This window comes from Microbulbifer magnicolonia (assembly GCF_035117725.1).
GTDB lineage: Bacteria > Pseudomonadota > Gammaproteobacteria > Pseudomonadales > Cellvibrionaceae > Microbulbifer > Microbulbifer magnicolonia.
Genome location: NZ_JAYEFD010000001.1, coordinates 123,766 through 141,539, shown reverse-complemented (window position 1 = coordinate 141,539; position 17,774 = coordinate 123,766). Strand labels below are relative to the sequence as shown.

15 protein-coding genes are annotated in these 17,774 nt (G+C 61.9%); 1 reads left to right on the top strand and 14 read right to left on the bottom strand.

Annotation, left to right across the window (positions count from 1 at the left end; all coding sequences use genetic code 11):
• The first annotated feature begins 35 nt into the window (after nt 1–35).
• Entirely contained in the window at nt 36–503 is a 468-nt protein-coding gene (locus RRF64_RS00650) for a phosphate-starvation-inducible PsiE family protein (RefSeq protein ID WP_323843899.1), read from the top strand.
• A 47-nt stretch (nt 504–550) separates the two neighbouring features.
• Here the strand turns inward: RRF64_RS00650 and RRF64_RS00645 are convergent, their stop codons facing one another.
• The 14 genes from RRF64_RS00645 to smc form a co-directional block, all read right to left on the bottom strand.
• Nucleotides 551–1,045, bottom strand: coding sequence for a phosphate-starvation-inducible PsiE family protein (locus RRF64_RS00645; RefSeq protein ID WP_323843898.1), 495 nt, complete (start codon nt 1,043–1,045; stop codon nt 551–553).
• Nucleotides 1,046–1,138: 93 nt separating this feature from the next.
• A complete protein-coding gene (locus RRF64_RS00640; protein ID WP_323843897.1) occupies nt 1,139–1,498 on the bottom strand; it encodes a DUF1428 domain-containing protein in 360 nt (119 codons plus the stop codon).
• 39 nt (nt 1,499–1,537) lie between these two features.
• Complete coding sequence (locus tag RRF64_RS00635) at nt 1,538–1,942, bottom strand: YciI family protein (protein WP_323843896.1); 405 nt, start codon at nt 1,940–1,942, stop codon at nt 1,538–1,540.
• Between the two features lie 288 nt (nt 1,943–2,230).
• On the bottom strand, nt 2,231–3,868 hold the full coding sequence (locus tag RRF64_RS00630; RefSeq protein WP_323843894.1) for an AMP-binding protein: 1,638 nt from the start codon (nt 3,866–3,868) through the stop codon (nt 2,231–2,233).
• A gap of 167 nt (nt 3,869–4,035) precedes the next feature.
• Nucleotides 4,036–4,356, bottom strand: a complete 321-nt coding sequence (locus RRF64_RS00625; protein WP_323843892.1) for an SCP2 sterol-binding domain-containing protein — start codon at nt 4,354–4,356, stop codon at nt 4,036–4,038.
• Nucleotides 4,357–4,437: 81 nt separating this feature from the next.
• A complete protein-coding gene (locus RRF64_RS00620) occupies nt 4,438–6,231 on the bottom strand; it encodes an acyl-CoA dehydrogenase C-terminal domain-containing protein (protein ID WP_323843891.1) in 1,794 nt (597 codons plus the stop codon).
• A 183-nt stretch (nt 6,232–6,414) separates the two neighbouring features.
• Nucleotides 6,415–7,485, bottom strand: coding sequence for an AraC family transcriptional regulator (locus tag RRF64_RS00615; RefSeq protein WP_323843890.1), 1,071 nt, complete (start codon nt 7,483–7,485; stop codon nt 6,415–6,417).
• On the bottom strand, nt 7,486–7,689 hold the full coding sequence (locus RRF64_RS00610) for a hypothetical protein (protein ID WP_323843889.1): 204 nt from the start codon (nt 7,687–7,689) through the stop codon (nt 7,486–7,488).
• A gap of 324 nt (nt 7,690–8,013) precedes the next feature.
• Nucleotides 8,014–9,417 (bottom strand): class II fumarate hydratase, encoded by a 1,404-nt coding sequence (locus RRF64_RS00605; protein WP_323843888.1) that lies wholly within the window; start codon nt 9,415–9,417, stop codon nt 8,014–8,016.
• Between the two features lie 63 nt (nt 9,418–9,480).
• Complete coding sequence (locus RRF64_RS00600; protein WP_323843887.1) at nt 9,481–9,924, bottom strand: DUF4399 domain-containing protein; 444 nt, start codon at nt 9,922–9,924, stop codon at nt 9,481–9,483.
• A gap of 258 nt (nt 9,925–10,182) precedes the next feature.
• Nucleotides 10,183–10,617: a hypothetical protein gene (locus tag RRF64_RS00595; RefSeq protein ID WP_323843886.1), complete on the bottom strand. Its 435-nt coding sequence runs from the start codon at nt 10,615–10,617 to the stop codon at nt 10,183–10,185.
• 218 nt (nt 10,618–10,835) lie between these two features.
• Nucleotides 10,836–12,899: an NAD-dependent DNA ligase LigA gene (ligA, locus tag RRF64_RS00590; protein WP_323843885.1), complete on the bottom strand. Its 2,064-nt coding sequence runs from the start codon at nt 12,897–12,899 to the stop codon at nt 10,836–10,838.
• A 160-nt stretch (nt 12,900–13,059) separates the two neighbouring features.
• On the bottom strand, nt 13,060–14,157 hold the full coding sequence (gene zipA, locus RRF64_RS00585) for a cell division protein ZipA (protein ID WP_323843884.1): 1,098 nt from the start codon (nt 14,155–14,157) through the stop codon (nt 13,060–13,062).
• A gap of 24 nt (nt 14,158–14,181) precedes the next feature.
• The gene (gene smc / locus RRF64_RS00580) at nt 14,182–17,685 is read right to left on the bottom strand and encodes a chromosome segregation protein SMC (protein ID WP_323843883.1); all 3,504 of its coding nucleotides are present in this window, start codon (nt 17,683–17,685) and stop codon (nt 14,182–14,184) included.
• Between the last annotated feature and the right edge of the window lie 89 nt (nt 17,686–17,774).

Here is a 17,774-nt window from a genome sequence, read left to right as displayed (position 1 = left end):
TGGACGCCTAACAATTAAAAAGGGGCGCCCGATCGATGGCGATCAGCGAAGAGCGGCACCAGCTCATTCACGACGAGCTGCCCAAGGAACATGAAGACCCGTTAATTCGGGTTCTGCATCAGGTGATTCGCAACGCCGTGCGCGTGCTCGCGGTGCTGATGGCGCTGGTCATTGTCTGGGGCGTGCTCGACGTTATTCTGGTCCTGTACCAGCGCCTGACCAGCGAACCGGTTTTCCTGCTGACCTATAACGATCTTTTCGATGTGTTTGGCGCCTTTATGCTGGTGCTGATCGCCATCGAGATATTTATCAATATCCGGCTCTATCTCGGCTCCAACGTGATTCCGATACAGCTGGTGGTGGCCACCGCCCTGATGGCGATAGCGCGGAAGGTGATCGTGATGGACATCGACGATATAAGTCCGGACTATATTTTGGCGATAGGCGCAGTGGTGCTGGCACTGGGCGTGACCTACTGGCTGGTGGCGAAGAAGGACAAATGAGCTGCTGGCGCCGGGGCATCATCCCCCCGGTCGGCTATGCCATGCCGTCAGTCATCGTCAGGGAACTGCTCACTGCTGCTTTTCGAAACTATCCAGTAAGTGAAGCCGAGGGCCAGGATAACTGCCCCGTAGCCCAGCACATAGAGCGGCGGGGTCTTGTCGGTATCCAGTACGATTATTTTACGCGCCATGGCCATCAGTGCCGTCGCCACCACCAACTGCATGGGAATGATGTTGGTACCCAGATAGAGCCGGATATTGATAAATATCTCGACCGCAATCAGCACCACCAGAAAAGAACCGAAAATATCCAGGATATCGCGGGAATCCAGAATCCAGACCGGGGGAAAACTGAGCCGCTGGTACAGAACGACCATTACATAGACCGAGCCCCAGACAATCACCAGGGACATCAGTATCGCCATGAAGCGCACCGCAGTGCGGATCACGCGGTGCAGATAGCGAAGCAGCCGGTCCTCGTGCTCGGTCGGCAGCTCTTCATGTACGATTGTGCGGCGCCCGCGCGTTTTCAAAACAACCACCCCATGCGCTCTCGTTATTCAGTTATAGCGCAAGCCGCATGGGACAGTGGCGGGCATTAAACGACGGATATTAAATGGCGACCCTTCTGGCGCTTACAGTTTCAACAGAACTTCGAAACCGCCCCAGAACATGCGCTTGGCATCGAAGGGCAAATCCGCCGGCTTCATATCGGCGAGACGCGGGTCCTTCATTGCCTTTTCGTTGACGGCATCGCGATGCGCGCGGGACTCGTAAACGATCCAAGAAAAGATGACCGTCTCATCGTCCTGGAGCTTGACGCTCTGGGGGAAGGAGGTCACCTCGCCGGACTTCACATCGTCGGCCACGCATTCCACATACTCGAGCGCGCCATACTCCTTCCACACTTCACCGGCGGTCTGCGCCAGCTTCCGGTAAGCTTCCAGGTTCTTCTTGGGTACCGGCACTATAAAGCCGTCTACATAACGGGCCATCGTCAAACTCCTCGGTCGGGTTGGCGGTGATTGGGTAAATCAGGATTGCATCGCCTTGAACTCGGCGGCGGCTTCCTGCACATCCTCGGGGAAGTCTTCGAACTCCTGCACCTGACGCAGCTCGATGATTTCGTTTGCGGAAGCGGGGCAACGCTTGGCCCACTCGATTGCCTCCTCCTTGGAGGCCACCCGAATCATCCAGAATCCGCCCAGGACCTCATTGGTCTCGACAAAGGGGCCGTCGGTAACCGTCGCCACGCTCCCCTCGAAAGACACCCGCGCCCCCATGGAAAGCGGGTGCAGGCCCTCCAGGCTCACCAGTACCCCCGCCTCGTGCAACTCGGCGTTGTAACGCATCATGGCCTCGACCGCCGCGACCTCGGGCATGGTGCCCGGCTCCGCTTTCTCGTACCCCCTGGGAATCATCAACATCATAAAACGCATATCGGCTCTCCTCATGGCGACAGAAAACTCTTATCGAAAAAATAGCGAACCTGCTCGGTCGTATCACACAATAGTCGAGCAAGCGGAAGCGGTTTCGACAATCGCAAAAACTTCTCAGAAAATTTTTCTGGCGGCAAATTCATCGCCAGCTATCAGTGCAGTTTGCTGCGGCAGAGGGGAAGAGGAAACGGGAGACGGGCACAGAAACCGGCTCGGAAAACGACAGGCGGACAAAAAAAGGCCCCGCTGTCTCCAGCGGGGCCTTTTTCATTCAATGGCGGTGGAATATCAGGCGCTGACAGCGGCCTCGATCTTCTTCATCTCTTCGTCGCGCAGCTCGCGACGCAGGATCTTGCCGACATTCGTTTTCGGCAGATCATCGCGGAATTCCACCTGCTTAGGTACCTTGTAAGCGGTCATGTTCTCGCGGCAGTAGGCGACGACCTCTTCGACTGTCAGCGAAGGATCGGCCTTCACTACGAACAGCTTAACCTGCTCGCCGCTCTTCTCATCGGGGATGCCGATGGCCGCCGCTTCCGCCACCTTGTCGTGGGCGCTGATCACGTCTTCAATCTCGTTGGGATAGACGTTGAAACCGGACACGATGATCATGTCTTTCTTGCGATCCACGATCTTGATATAGCCGTCATCCTGAATGACCGCCATGTCGCCGGTGCGCAGCCAGCCCTCGCTGTCCACGGTCTCGGCGGTGGCTTCCGGGCGCTGCCAGTAGCCTTTCATCACCTGCGGACCGCGCACGCACAGCTCGCCCGGAGAATTGTTGGGCAGATCGTTACCGTTTTCATCGATCACCTTCACCTCGGTAGCCGGCACCGGCACACCGACGGTGCCCAGCTGCACGGCATCGGCCGGGTTGAAGGACACCACCGGTGAGGTCTCTGTCATGCCGTAACCTTCGGTGACCACACAGCCGGTCATCTCCTCCCAGCGCTTGGCGGTATCGCGGGTCAGCGCCATGCCGCCGGAAGCGGTGGTGTGCAGCTTGCTGAAGTCCAGTTCGGCGAATTCCGGGTTGCGCATCAGGCCGTTGAACAGTGTATTCAGGCCGGCAAAACCGGTAAAGCGCACCCCTTTCAGGGTTTTCACGAAGGCCGGAATATCGCGCGGGTTCGGAATCAGCAGCGAGTGGCTGCCGGTGGCGAACAGGCACATGCAGTGAATGGTGAAGGCGTAGATGTGGTACAGCGGCAGCGGTGCCACGTAGAGCTCCTCTCCCTCCTTCATGGAATCGCCCAGCGCCTCGCGCACCTGCTCCATGTTGGCGACCAGGTTGCGGTTGGTCAACATGGCGCCCTTGGCTACACCGGTGGTGCCGCCGGTGTACTGCAGCACGGCGACATCCTCCGGCGCGCGCTGTACGTCCTGGTGCGGCTGCTTGCCCCCCAGGGACATGGCGTCGCGGAAGTTGACCTGGTTGGCGAAGGAGAACTCCGGCACCATCTTCTTGATGTACTTGGCGACGCTGTTGATCAGCATGCGCTTCACCGGGCTGTGCAGATCGGCGATCTCGGACACGATCACCTTCTCCACCCCGGTCTCGGGCACGACCGCCGACGCGGTATCGGCAATATTCGCCAGTACCACCAGCGCCTTGGCACCGGAATCGTTCAGCTGGTGCTTGAGTTCACGATGGGTATACAGCGGGTTGGTGTTGACGACCACCAGGCCCGCGCGCAGGGCGCCGAACACCACCACTGGGTACTGCAAGACGTTGGGCAGCTGCACGGCAATACGGTCGCCGGGCTGCAGGCCGGTGTGATTCTGCAGGTAGGACGCAAAGCGGGCGCTGAGCCTGTCGATGTCTGCGATGGATAGCGTCTGCCCCAGGCAGGTAAAGGCCGGCCTGTCACCGAACTTGGCGCAGGCGTTTGTGAATACGTCGAGTATGCTGCGGTCGATGTCCAACTGTCTTCTCCCAGTCCTAATTGTTGTTGTCGGTTGCCCACTTCTTCCGTTCTTATAGACGAAATCTCCCATGAGCAGGAGATAGCGGGCATTTATTTATTGTTTGTAGTCTTGTGGTCGGGCCGGAAAGGATGGACATCCGCTCGCCATCCTGTGCTTCCGCCTCGTCAGCATTCTGCGGGAAAAAGGTCAGCCAGCGCGGCTGCCAGATCCCGATCGCCGGTGTAGAGAATCTCCCCCAATAGAAAGGCGTGGCGCGCGCTTAAACGGCCTTCCAATATAGCACTCAGGGTGCTGTTTGCCATTTCCAGAACCAGCGCCGGATTCTCGGCGTGGCCAAACTGTGACACAACGCCAGAGTCGTCGGCCTCCTGCGACAAAAGCAGGTAAAAATCACTGGCATCCGGTAGCCGGAACTGTACCCGAGCGTGTGGGTGCAAACAAGCTAAGCGCCGAAGGCGACCGAGTATTTGATCCGGCAACTGCATGGGAGTATCTCTGTAAGAACCGCTGGCGGCGCCATAAAAAAACCGCCGGCAATACCGGCGGTTTTCCTGTCTGCCCCGAAATCAGAACGCGAAGTGCTCCGCATCCAGATCCATCAGGTTGCCCGCGCCGCTCTGCATGGCGGCCGCGTGGCTGGCGGTGCGCGGCAGTATGCGATCGAAGTAGAAACGCGCCGTCGCCAGTTTGGCGCGGTAGAAATCCGCTTCACCGGCGCCTTCGGCCAGCTTGTCGTTGGCGACCTTGGCCGCGCGGGCCCACAGATAGGCCTGTACCGCATAGCCGGAGAACATCAGGTAATCGACGGAGGCCGCACCCACTTCGTCCGGGTTCTCCATCGCCTTGGCACCGACATGCAGGGTCAGATCGCCCCACTGCTTGTTCAGCTCCTGCAGCTTGGTAACGTACGGGGCCAGCGCCTCGTTGTCGATCTCCGCCTGGCAGAACTTGTGCACGACCTTGGTGAACTTGCGCAGCAGCTCACCCTGGCTCATCAGCACCTTGCGGCCCAGCAGGTCCAGCGCCTGAACGCCGGTGGTGCCTTCGTAGATGGTGGAGATACGCGCATCGCGCACGTTCTGCTCCATGCCCCACTCGGCGATATAGCCGTGGCCGCCGAAGCACTGCATGCCCAGGTTGGCGGACTCGAGACCGGTTTCGGTCAGGAAGGCCTTGGCGATCGGGGTCAGGAAGGCCAGCAGATCGTCGGCATCCTTCTTGTCCTCGTCAGAGCCCTTCTGCAGGCGGTCCACCTGCTGTGAACAGAGCAGGATCAGCATGCGGCCGCCCTCGGCGAAAGCCTTCTGCGTCAGCAGCATGCGGCGCACATCCGGGTGCACGATGATCGGGTCGGCCGGGCCATCCGGGTTCTTCGGGCCGGACAGGGAGCGCATCTGCAGGCGGTCCTTGGCATAGGCCAGGGACTTCTGGAAGCCGGCTTCCGCGTGGGCCAGGCCCTGCAGCGCAGTGCCCAGGCGCGCGGTGTTCATAAAGGTGAACATGCAGTTCAGGCCCTTATTGGGCGGGCCGATCAGGAAGCCCTTGGCGCCATCAAAATTGAGCACTGCGGTGGCATTGCCGTGGATACCCATCTTGTGCTCCAGGGAGCCACAGACGACGCCGTTGCGCTCGCCGACGGAACCGTCGGCCTCCGGCAGGAACTTGGGCACGATAAACAGGGAGATGCCCTTGGTACCGGCGGGGGCGTCAGGCAGGCGCGCCAGCACGATGTGCACAATGTTCTCGGCCATGTCGTGTTCACCGGCGGAGATAAAGATCTTGGTACCGGTGATGGCGTAGGAGCCGTCGTCGTTCGGCTCGGCCTTGGTGCGCAGCATGCCCAGATCGGTGCCGCAGTGCGGCTCGGTCAGACACATGGTACCGGTCCAGCTGCCTTCAACCAGCTTGGTCAGGTAGGTTTCTTTCTGCTCGTCGGTACCGTGCGCCTCCAGCGTGTTCATGGCGCCGTGAGACAGGCCCGGGTACATACCCCAGGACCAGTTGGTGGTACCCACCATCTCGCTCATCAGGGTACCCAGTGACGGCGGCAGGCCCTGGCCACCGTGCACCGGGTCGTGCGCCAGTGACGGCCAGCCGGCCTCGACGAACTGCTGGTAGGCTTCCTTGAAGCCCTCCGGCGTGAAGACTTCGCCGTCTTTCCAGGTACAGCCCTGCTGGTCACCGACCTGATTCAGCGGCGCCAGCACGTTCTCACAGAACTTGGCGCCCTCTTCCAGGATGGCGTCGACCAGATCCGGTGTGGCTTCCTCGTAGCCCAGGGACTCGTAATGCTTGTCCCAGTCCAGCAATTCGCGCATGGCAAAGCGCATGTCGCGCAATGGAATCTTGATATCGGCCATCCTGCTACCCTCAATTCGCTGTTGTGTACTGACGGGCCGGGAAAAACTGACCGGTCAGATTTGTGACTAGTTTCTACGATTGGTTCATCATAGTAGCAAGCCGGCGACGCCCTCTATGGCGAAATCCGTCCAAAGCGGTGACAAATAGCGGCAGAGATTTGCGGAGAAAAATGGCGTTTTCGGTCAGTGCGCCGCAGCCGCGGCCAGCCGCCCGCTTTTGCGGTATTCGCCCGGGGTGATGCCGGTCCACTTCTTGAAGGCGCGGAAAAAGGCGCTGGACTCGTCGAAGCCCAGCATCTCGGCGATCTGTCCGTTGGACAGGTCCGGACAGCTGAGATAGTGGAAGGCGGCCTCCATGCGGCACTCGTCTTTCAGCTTTTGGTAGGAGGTCCCCTCCTGCTGCAGGCGCCGGCGCAGCGTGGTCACCGACATATTCAGGCGCTCCGCCACCACTTCCGCGGCGGGCATCGACTCGCTGACGTCCCGGTTCAGGATCGTCTTCACCTTGGTCTTGATGCTGTTGGCACTGCCGTCACTGATAACCAGGTGATAGGGCGCGGTGCGAATGAAATCCTCGACCGTCTGGGGATTCTGCACCACCGGATAGTCCAGGTAGCGGCTGTCGTACTCGAGCGCATTGACGGGCTGGTCGAACAGCAGCTCCCCCGCCTCGCTCTGCGCCAGCGCGCGGAACTCTTCCGGACAGGGAAAGGAGAAATGCAGCCGCGCCAGCGGAATTTCGCGACCCACCAGCCAGCAGTAGAAGCGGTGCCAGACTGCCAGCGTCGTGCGGATCACGCTGGGGTCGGTTTCGGCGATCAGCTGCTCGAACTCGCCTGCCGCCAGCGAACTGATACCGCGAATGGCAACCCGCTCGCGTCCGCCGGGCGCCGCCTCGAACACCGGCTTGACCTTGAAGCCGCGGCAGATCTCCATGAATTCGGCACTGAGCGTGATCGCCTGGCGCACCGTCGCGCAGTTGACCACCGTCAGGCACAGCAGCCGGAAGGAGCCCGAGCGCACACGCCCGCCGCTCAACATGCCGAACCACTCGTCCTGCACCTGCCACATGACCCGCTGGTACAGGCGGCCGTATTTCAGCGCCGAGAATGCCGCCGCGCCTGCCAGTTCCTGCTCGTCAATCCCCACTGAAGCCAGCAGTTCGGCGCGGTCACAGCCATGGCGAGAGGCTTCGTCCAGCAACCGCTCCAGGTAGGCGATGGGAATGCGGATATCCTGTTCCGGCACTGACATCTATTTTTTTCGCCTGCGCAACCAGCTCAACAGCGCTCCAAACCCAAAAGCTGCGGCGATAATTACCGCGAGAATAACGAGCAGCAGCACCAGATAAGAGGCAACATCCTCCACCGGCAGATCCCAACTCCAGATTGCCGCAGCAACGAAGGCTGCGCAGGCGAGCACACTGGTGATAAATGAACGGCGACTCTTCTTGGCCATGGGATCTGACAGCGTCGATTGAAAAAATGGACCGTTGGTTGCCGCCAGAGGACGGCATTACCATTGTAGTGTCGGTGCGATGCACCGGCGCGGCGTGGAATCGTGAGGGATAGACAGGGTCCTGTCAACGCCGCGGGAGGTATGCATGGGCAAAAGAATGCTGCAACGCGAGGACCGCATTACCGTCAGACACCTATTCAGGTGGATTGAATGCTTGTCTGCCCTGATGGTCGCGATACTGTTGGGCCTGGCTCTGTTTGCCTGATTCGTTACAAACTGCAGCGCGCTGACTTTCCAAGAGCGATGTAATTTGGCGCGCGTTAATCACTGACCAATCAGGCCGCCCCGTGCCAGCCGCGCCGGATCCAGCAGCGCTTTCAGTTCGTTCTCATCCAGATCCGTCATTTCGATTGCCACCTCCATCACCGGTCTGCCGCTCTGATAGGCGGCTTTGGCGATTTCCGCCGCTTTGGCGTAGCCGATGACCGGGTTGAGCGCCGTCACCAGAATCGGGTTGCGCGCCAGAGTCTGCTCGATGCGTTGGCGATTGACCGCGAAGCCGGCGACGGCCCGGTCCGCCAGTAACTGCGCGGCGCTGCCCAGCAGGCGCACGCTGTCCAGCAACACGTGTGCCACCAGAGGCAACATCACATTCAGCTGGAAATTCCCGCTCTGGCCCGCCACGGCGATGGTCGTATCGTTGCCGATCACGCGCGCCGCGACCATGGCTACGGACTCGGCAATCACCGGATTGACTTTGCCCGGCATAATACTGCTGCCCGGTTGCAACGCCTGCAGTTCAATCTCGCCGAGCCCCGCGAGCGGGCCGCTGTTCATCCAGCGCAGGTCGTTGGCGATTTTCATCAGCGCCACAGCCAGCACCCTGAACTGGCCGGACAACTCGACCGCGGTGTCCTGGCTGGCAATGGCCGCGAACAGGTTATCCGCCGGGCGGAACTGCTGGGTGCTGTTGGCACTCAGCTTTTGCGCAATCAGTTCGGCGAAATCCGGGTGCGCATTGAGCCCGGTGCCTATCGCCGTGCCCCCCTGCGCCAGCTGCGCGAGGCGCGGCAGAGTGCCGCGGATCCGCTCGCGACAGGCCTCCACCTGCGCCGCCCAGGCGCCGATCTCCTGGGCCAGCGTCATGGGCACTGCATCCATCAGATGCGTGCGCCCGGTCTTGACCACATCCTCCACAGTCGCGGCCTTGTCGCACAGGCTACCGTGCAGGTGCCGCAAAGCCGGCAACAGCCTGTCCCGCACCGCCAGCAGCGCCGACACGTGAATCGCACTGGGAATCACGTCGTTACTGCTCTGGCTCATATTGACGTGATCGTTGGGGCTCACTTCAAGGCCGCTGCCGCGCTCGGCACTGATTCTCTCGGCCATGCGGGCCAGCACCTCGTTCACGTTCATATTGGAACTGGTGCCCGAGCCGGTCTGGTAGATATCCAGGGGGAAATGGCTGGCGAGCTCCTCTTCGCCGAGGGCGTCGCAGGCGGCGATGATGACCGATGCCCGCTCTTCGTCGAGCAGCCCCAGCTCGAGATTGGCCTGGGCGGCGGACTTCTTGATGAGCACTATCGCGCGGATAAACTCCGCCGGCAGCCCGCTGCCGCTCACCGGAAAATTTTCCAGCGCGCGCTGGGTCTGGGCGCCGTACAGGGCATCCGCCGGTACCTGCACTTCGCCCAGACTGTCCTTTTCAATGCGATGTTTTGCCGTCATTTCTGCTCCACAGGGTGCGGCGCGCGCACCACAAGCCAAGTCAACCGTTCGCTGCAAAAACCGCTATTCAACTTCTACGGTAATTTTCTCCGACATCACCGGCTTCTTGTGCGGAATATGCAGGTAGTTTCCCAGAACCAGTTGCAGCGTGTGCTTGCCCGGCGGCAGCGTGACTTCAGTCTCGGTCTGGCCGCCGCCGAAATGCACGATATTGTCGGTCGCCGGCAGCGGCTTGGTCATATCCGGCATTTCATCCACATCGATCAGCAGGTGGTGGTGGCCGGTTTTATCGCGATCCACACCCGCCGGCGCCACGCCCATTCCGGACAGGCCGAATTTCACGATAAAAGTCTTGGGAACCTTTTCGCCGTCCTGCGGAGAAATAATGTAAACCTTGGCATCCTTCGGCGCCTCCGACATCAGACTTGCCTGAGTGTCTTCCCCGGCGTGCAACAGCGGCGACAGCATTAGGGCGCAGGCAAATATCAGGGATCTGTAACCGGTCATAGGAACTCCTTTCAGGTTTAGGCACCCCGGCGGGCACCCGTGCTCATTGGTTGCGACTCACAGCTTATCGCCGCAGTCAGGCAGCGCCAAGCCAGAAATTATAACTTTGTGGAATTAAGTTTACGCATAGCCCGAGATCAGGGAATGATTTACCCGGCATGACGCGAAAGCGGAGTATCAGAGATGCGCACCCGCGCGGCGGCAAACTGCCGCACGGCACGAATATTTAAAGCATAGCTAAAGGATTGGGGAAGCGAGTCAGACGCTGACGCGACCCTCTTGGGTCCACTCGCAGCGCACTTGCATGTCGCCGCTGCCGGGCTCGTGGTAGAGACCGGCGGCCTCCCAGTTAAAGGAGTGAATACCGGAGAGCTCTGTTTCCAGGTGTACGGTCGCCGAAACCCAGTACATGCTGCGCAGCAGTTCCTCAAACTTCTGGATCCAGAGATTCCACTCGTACTCCACGGCGCGATAGGAGGCGCCGAAGTGGATCACGTCGGTCTGGTACTGGGATTGCTTCACCTTGATGGTGGGAATGGAAAACATGTCGCGGCACAGGAAAGGCCATTCGTCGGCGCCCGGCAGAGCGAGTATCGCCGCGCGGTTGATCCTGCGGCGATCGGCGCCGCCGGCGAGGCTGTTACTGTCTTTGATACAGCCGTAGACAATGGATTCCTGATCGGCCTGAAGCACTTGCTGTTTTCCTTACCGCGGCGCCGGTGGATAAAAAACATCCGGCGCAAAATATATCTGGGTGCCTCACTTTAACGGCGAAGAAAGGAGAAAGCTATAACTCAGATCGCAAATGGAAAGGCGGATATTGTTTGATCAAAGTGTGACCGAGGTCGCGCGGAAACCGGGGAAATTCTCTACCGCCACACCGGCGCACCCCGCGCGAACCCTTTGCCCAATCAGATCTCGAAGCCGCGCTCGCGCAACATACTGAGCAGGCCGTCTTCATCCATCACCGGAATATCCAGCTCCCGCGCCTTGTTCAATTTTGACCCGGCGCCGGGTCCGGCCACCACGCTGTCGGTATTGGCGGAGACACTGCCGGCCACCTTGGCGCCCAGGCTCTGCAGGTAGTCCTTGGCCTCGCTGCGCGACAGGGTCTCGAGCTTGCCGGTGAGTACCCAGGTCTGCCCCGCAAGCGGCTGCTCCTCGCCGCCCTGCTGTTCCGCCTGCCAGTGCACACCGGCCTGGCGCAGCGCTTCGATTTCTTCCTGTGCGTGGGTCTGCTGGAAAAACTCGGCGACAAAGTGCGCCACTACCGGACCGACATCTTCCACTTCCTGCAGGGATTCCTCATCCGCCTGCATCAGCGGCTCCAGCTCGCCGAAGTGTCGCGCCAGGTTGCGCGCGGTGGCTTCACCCACCTCGCGGATGCCGAGCGCGTAGAGAAATTTCGGCAGCGTGGTGTCCTTGCTGCGCTCCAGCGCCTCGAGCAGGTTCTGTGCGGATTTCTGCCCCATGCGCTCCAGTTCGACCAGCTGCTCCAGCGTCAAATGATAGAGGCCGGATACCGAGTGCAGTAGCCCCTCGTCCACCAGCTGTTCCACCAGCTTGTCGCCGAGTCCATCGATATCCATGGCCTTGCGCGAGGCGAAGTGCTTGATCGCCTGTTTGCGCTGGGCGCTGCAGATCAGGCCCCCGCTGCAGCGGGCCACGGCCTCACCGGGCGTGGACTCCACGGGCGAGTCGCACACCGGACAGTGGGTCGGGAACTCGATCGCGCGCGCATTTTTCGGGCGCCTGCTCTCGACGACTGATACCACCTGCGGGATCACATCTCCCGCGCGGCGGATTACCACCGTATCGCCGATCATGACGCCCAGGCGCTCGATTTCATCGCGGTTGTGCAGTGTCGCGTTTGAGACGGTCACCCCGCCGACAAACACCGGCTGCAAGCGCGCCACCGGGGTCACCGCCCCGGTGCGCCCCACCTGGAATTCCACATCCAAAAGCTCGGTCATCTCCTCCTGGGCGGGGAATTTATAGGCCATGGCCCAGCGCGGGGCACGGGCGACGAACCCCAGGCGCCGCTGCAGCGCAATGTCGTTGACCTTGAACACTATGCCGTCGATATCGTAGGGAAGGTCCGCGCGCTTCTCGCCGAGCTTGGCGTGATAGTCGATGCAGGCGTGGATGTCCTCCGCCACCGCCATTTCGCTGTTGATGCGAAAACCCCACTGGTTCAGCCGCTTCAGTATTTCCGTGTGCTTGTCCGGCAGCGCGGCCCCTTGCACCAGACCGACGCCGTAGGCGCACAACTGCAGTGGCCGCTGGGCGGTAATGCGCGAATCCAGCTGGCGCAGACTGCCGGCGGCGGCGTTGCGCGGGTTCACAAACGTCTTCTCGCCGGCTTCCGCCGCTTTCCTGTTCAACTCGGCAAAGCCCGCTTTCGGCATATAGATTTCGCCGCGAACCTCCAGTACTGCAGGTATTTCGGGCGTCGCACCGTTTTCCAGCAGGCGCAGCGGCACCGAGCCGATGGTGCGCACGTTCTGGGTGATGTCCTCGCCGGTGGTGCCGTCGCCGCGCGTGGCCGCGCGCTCGAGCACACCGTCGCGGTACAGCAGGCTGATAGCAATGCCGTCCAGTTTGGGCTCACAGGCGTATTCCACCGCTTCCCTGCTGTTCAGACGGTCGCGCACGCGGCGGTCGAACTCCACCAGCTCGTCGTCGCCGAAGGCGTTGTCCAGCGACAGCATCGGCACTTCGTGACGGACTTCCGCGAAGGACGTCAGCGGCGCGGCGCCGACGCGCTGGGTCGGCGAATCCGGGCTGATCAGTTGCGGATATTCCCGCTCCAGGTCCTGCAGCTCGCGCAGGCGGCGGTCGTACTCGGCATCGGGCAGTTCCGGGTTGTCGAGCACGTAGTACTGGTAGTTGGCACGCTGCAGTATTGCGTGCAGCTCCTGGGCGCGTTCGCGTTTTTCGGTGGGGGGATGTTTAGGGGTAGTTTTATCGGTCATTTTGTTATTTGCAAAAACAGGGAATTCTTGCCGGTGGTGGGAATTTTACATGTAGGAGCGGCGGGGCGGCCATCCGCCGTTGGCCGCGATCGAACTCTGCCAACTGGTGAATCGATCGCGGCCAACGGCCGCTCCTACAAAAAGAACAGATTGTCCGAAATCAGGCCTGCGCTCTGGCCAGAGCCTTGCGGCGCTGGTATTCCATCACCCGCTGGCGGTAGTGTTCTGCGGTCTGGGCGGTGAATACACTGCGGTTTTCATCCTTCAGTTCACCGCCGAGCAGTTCCGCTATCTGGCGCGAGGTGGCGAGCAGCTGTTCGAATGCCTTGATCGCCTCACCCTCGATGGGCAGTGCCAGGAAAAGACTCACGCCGGGTGTGGAGAAGTCCTCCATCTGCGCCAGGTCGAAGACGCCGGGCACCACCATATTGGCGAGGCTGAACACCACCGGGCCGTCGGCACCGCCGCCCTGGTGGTAGTGGAAAATATTCATTTCGCCGAAGCGCATACCAGCGGCAACCATCACCCGCAACAGGTCGTTGCCCTCGAAGTGATCCCCGTCCGCCGCCATCACATTGATGATCAGCACTTCCTCGACCGGGGATTTCTCGCGCGGCTTGCTCGGTGCCTCTGTGCTCTGCCTGTTCACCGGGGATTTCTTCTCCTTGCGCTGAAGCTCTGCTTGCGGCGCTCGCCTGAATTCCTGTGTCGGCTCGGCTGACTCTACTGCCGACACCTCATTAACGGCTGAATCAGCACTGAGGGCTTCGAGGCTCTCGGACTCATTTAGTTCCGGCTCGCGGCGCGGGTCGTCGGCGGGAATGGACTCCATCAGTGTGGGAACCTGATCTTCCAGGTTCAGCGACACCTGCTCGGGATCTTTGCGCTGCGGGTTGCTGCCGGCCAGCGGTTTGCGCGAGGACATAAAGCTCTCCTGCACCTGCCGGTTCACCTGCAGTGCATCCTCGATGGCACGGCGCTGTACCACGCGCACCTGGCCCGGCAATTCCGCGGCTATCTGGCGGCGTCGCGCCTCCTCTTCCGGATCGAGGAATTCCTCTTCGACTTCCTTCTGCGACGGTACTCGACGCGGCGTAGAGAGGATGTCCACATCGTCGTCCCGATCGCGCTGCAACGCCCGCGAGAGATTGCGCGAGACTTTCATCGCCGCCCGCTGCTTTACGATCGCGCGGCGCACGCCATCAAGGACTGCCAGCAGCAGTACCAGTGCAAGGACTGTTATCAGCCAATTGCCCATTTAAGCGTCTCTCCTTTACGCCTCTTATGCGGATGCCAGCTCGGCCGCCTCTTCCACGTTCACCGACACCAGGCGCGATACGCCCGGCTCGTGCATGGTCACCCCCAGCAGCTGATCGGCCATCTCCATAGCGATCTTATTGTGGGTAATATAGATGAACTGCACGTGTTCCGACATTTCCTTCACCATGCGCGCGTAGCGGCCCACGTTGGCGTCGTCCAGCGGCGCGTCCACTTCGTCCAGCATACAGAAGGGCGCCGGGTTCAGGCGGAAGATCGAGAACACCAGTGCGATCGCCGTGAGCGCCTTTTCGCCACCGGACAGCAGGTGGATGGTGCTGTTGCGCTTGCCCGGCGGGCGCGCCATGATCGCGATGCCGGTATCCAGCAGATCCTCGCCGGTGAGTTCCAGGTAGGCGTGACCACCGCCGAACACTTTCGGGAACAGCTCCTGCAGGCCCGCATTGACCTGGTCGAAGGTCTCCTTGAAGCGGGTGCGGGTCTCGCGGTCGATTTTCTTGATGGCGTTTTCCAGGGTCTCCAGCGCGTCCATCAGGTCGCCGTACTGGCGATCCAGATAGTTTTTGCGCTCGGACTCCTGCTTGTACTCGTCAATGGCCGCCAGGTTGATCGGGCCCAGGCGCGAGATGCGCGCGGCCACCAGTTCCAGCTCTTCCTGCACCTGGGCGATGGTCAGGTCGCCGGGCAGCGCCTCGAGCAGCTGGTCCACATCGTGATCGGATTCGCGCAGCTGCTCCACCAGGCCGTTGCGCTGAACCTCTAAAGTCTGCGCGCCGAGGCGCTCCTGCTCCAGCTGGGCGCGCACGCCCTGCAGCGCGGACTCCACCTTGTGGCGCTCCTGTTCCTGCGCGCGCAGGCCGCTCTCCACTTCTTCCAGTTTCTTGCGCGCCTCGGTCAGCTCCGTCTCGACCTCGATACGCTCGCCCAGTTTTTCTTCCAGCTCCGCCTGGAAATCCTGTGACGGATCCTGGGTCTCGGCCATCTGCTCCTGCAGCAGCTCGCGGCGGCTGCGCAGCCGCTCCAGCTGTTCGCGCATCACCTGTAGCGTGCGCTCCAGGGACATCATCTGGGTGCGCACCGACTGCTCGCGCATGGCGAGTTCGTGGGCGCGGTCCTTGTCCTCGCGGGCGCGCTGGCGCGCCGCATCCAGTGCCTCGCGCAGCTCGTCGCGGCGGGCCAGCAGGGTCTCGCGGCGGTCGGTGTCGTCGCTCATGGCCTCGACCGCTTCCTGCAGCAGCAGGCGCGCCTCCGACAGGGATTCGCCCTCCAGCTCCATCTGTTCGCGCACCTCGGCAATCTCATGCTCGACGCGGGTGCGGCGCTCGTCCATCTGCTCCGCGCGGGCGCGGCGCGCGGACAGCTGGCTGCGCAGCTCCACCTCGCGGCGGCTCAGCTGCTCGGCCTCGCTGCGGAACTGCTCGATGCCGCGCTCCAGCTCGGAAACCTGGCCGCGCAGCGCCTCGCGCTGCTCGCTCAGGGTTTCGATCTGCTCTTCACAGCCGGCGATGGTCTGTGCCAGCTCTTCCAGTTCCTGCTTGCGCGCCAGCACGCCGGACTCGGCGTCGGATGCGCGGCTGACGCGCAGCCAGTTGGGGCCGAGCCAGAGGCCGTCGCGGGTGACGATGGATTCGTGTGCTTTCAATTGCGCCCTGGCAGAGAGGGCAGCAGTCAGGTCTTCGGCGGTGTAGATGCCAGACAGGATACCGGCCAGGGATGCCGGCCCCTCGACCACGGCCGCCAATGCCGGCAGGCTGCCGCCGGATCCGGCGGGTACGCCGCGGCCGTCGATAAAGACCGCCTGACCGCTCTCCAGGCTGGCGAGACTCTCGCTGATGCTCTCGAGCTGGTCGACGCAGACCGCCTGCAGCTGGGCGCCGAGTACCGTCTCGACGGCCTTTTCCCAGCCGGACTGGGCTCTGACCTGATCCGCCAGGCGCGGCCTGTCGGCCAGTGCCTGCTGCTGCAGCCAGTTCTCCACCGACTTGCCCTGCCCCAGCGCCGCCTGCTGCAGCGCCTCCAGGGAGGCCTGGCGGCCGCGGCTGGTCTGCAGCTGCAGGCGCAACTGGTCCAGTTCGGTGGCAATTTCGCTCTCGCGACTGCGCAGTTCGGTCAGGGACTCGCTCTTCTCGGTAACCGCCTCGCGGCGCTCGAGCGCCTGCAGTTCCAGTTCCGCCAGCTGCTCGTTGAGCTGCTCGGTTTCACCGTCGTCGCCGCTATCTTTGAGACCGGCCTGTTCCGCCTGCAGCTTGTTGATGCGCTCCTGTATGCGCTGTCGGGACGTCTCCAGGTGCTGGATGCGGGACTGCTGGACTTCCGCCTTCTGGCGCGAGCCGGAGGCGCCCTGGTTGAACTGGTCCCACTCGTTCTGCCAGTCGCGCATCTGGTCTTCGGCGGCGAGCAGCGTCTGCGCGGACTCCTCCTCGGCGGCCTGCACCATCTCCAGGTCAGGCGCAACCACTTCCAGCTCGGCTTCGAACTGGACGGCCTTCTCCTGATCTACCTCGAGATTGGTCTCCGCCTCGCGGAATTCTCGCTCGGTCTGCGCCAGGTCCGACTGCAGACGGGTGTTGCGTTCGCGGGCGTGGGCGATGCTCTGCTCCAGGCGCGCGATATCCGCGCCCACGGCGTAGAAGCGGCCCTGCACCTCGTTGAAGCTGTCGGACAGCTCGTGGTAGCCCACGCGCTTCTGTTCGATACCGGTGTCGCAGCTGACCTGGCGGGTCACCAGTTCCTCGACGGTGAGTTCCAGCTCGCCGATCTGGCGCTGCTTGGCCTGGGCCTGCTCATTCAGGTCGCGGTACTTGAGCGCCTGCAGCTGTGCCTTGTGGCTGCGCTCTTCCTCCTTGAAGCGGCTGTACTTTTCCGCGGCCGCGGACTGGCGCTCCAGTCGCGCCAGCTGGCGGTCCAGCTCGTCGCGGATATCGGTCAGGCGCTCCAGGTTCTCCTTGGTGCGGCGCATGCGGTTTTCGGTATCGCGGCGGCGCTCCTTGTACTTGGAGATACCGGCGGCCTCCTCGATATACACGCGCAGATCTTCCGGCTTGGCCTCGATCAGTTTGGAGATCATGCCCTGCTCGATGATCGCGTAGCTGCGCGGACCCAGGCCGGTACCCAGGAACAGGTCGGTCACGTCGCGGCGGCGGCACTTGTCGCCGTTCAGGTAGTAGTTGTTCTGGCCGTCGCGGGTCACCTTGCGCTTTACCGAGATCTCGGCGAAAGCGGCGTAGGCGCCGGCGAGCTTGCCCTCCGAGTTGTCGAACACCAGCTCGATGGAGGCCTGGCCCACCGGCTTGCGGCCGCTGGAGCCGTTGAAGATCACATCGGTCATGGAGTCGCCGCGCAGGTTCTTCGCGGACGACTCACCCATCACCCAGCGCACCGCGTCGATGGTGTTGGACTTGCCACAGCCGTTGGGGCCCACCACGGCGCTGAGGTTGGAGGGAAAGTGGACAGTGGTCGGGTCAACGAAGGACTTGAAACCCGCAAGCTTGATGCACTTCAGACGCATGAATTCTGTAACTCGGTATTTGTTCTATGCCGGCAGGCAGCGAGGCTCACCAAACCGCCAATTGTACATGGCCGCGGCGGGGGTTTCAG

Bases quoted from the DNA above. Each gene is read 5' to 3' on its own strand.
- RRF64_RS00650 (WP_323843899.1), top strand. From the start codon at position 36: ATGGCGATCAGCGAAGAGCGGCACCAGCTCATTCACGACGAGCTGCCC.
- RRF64_RS00640 (WP_323843897.1), bottom strand. From the start codon at position 1,498: ATGGCCCGTTATGTAGACGGCTTTATAGTGCCGGTACCCAAGAAGAAC.
- RRF64_RS00635 (WP_323843896.1), bottom strand. From the start codon at position 1,942: ATGCGTTTTATGATGTTGATGATTCCCAGGGGGTACGAGAAAGCGGAG.
- RRF64_RS00625 (WP_323843892.1), bottom strand. From the start codon at position 4,356: ATGCAGTTGCCGGATCAAATACTCGGTCGCCTTCGGCGCTTAGCTTGT.
- RRF64_RS00620 (WP_323843891.1), bottom strand. From the start codon at position 6,231: ATGGCCGATATCAAGATTCCATTGCGCGACATGCGCTTTGCCATGCGC.
- RRF64_RS00615 (WP_323843890.1), bottom strand. From the start codon at position 7,485: ATGTCAGTGCCGGAACAGGATATCCGCATTCCCATCGCCTACCTGGAG.
- RRF64_RS00610 (WP_323843889.1), bottom strand. From the start codon at position 7,689: ATGGCCAAGAAGAGTCGCCGTTCATTTATCACCAGTGTGCTCGCCTGC.
- RRF64_RS00605 (WP_323843888.1), bottom strand. From the start codon at position 9,417: ATGACGGCAAAACATCGCATTGAAAAGGACAGTCTGGGCGAAGTGCAG.
- RRF64_RS00600 (WP_323843887.1), bottom strand. From the start codon at position 9,924: ATGACCGGTTACAGATCCCTGATATTTGCCTGCGCCCTAATGCTGTCG.
- ligA (WP_323843885.1), bottom strand. From the start codon at position 12,899: ATGACCGATAAAACTACCCCTAAACATCCCCCCACCGAAAAACGCGAA.
- zipA (WP_323843884.1), bottom strand. From the start codon at position 14,157: ATGGGCAATTGGCTGATAACAGTCCTTGCACTGGTACTGCTGCTGGCA.
- smc (WP_323843883.1), bottom strand. From the start codon at position 17,685: ATGCGTCTGAAGTGCATCAAGCTTGCGGGTTTCAAGTCCTTCGTTGAC.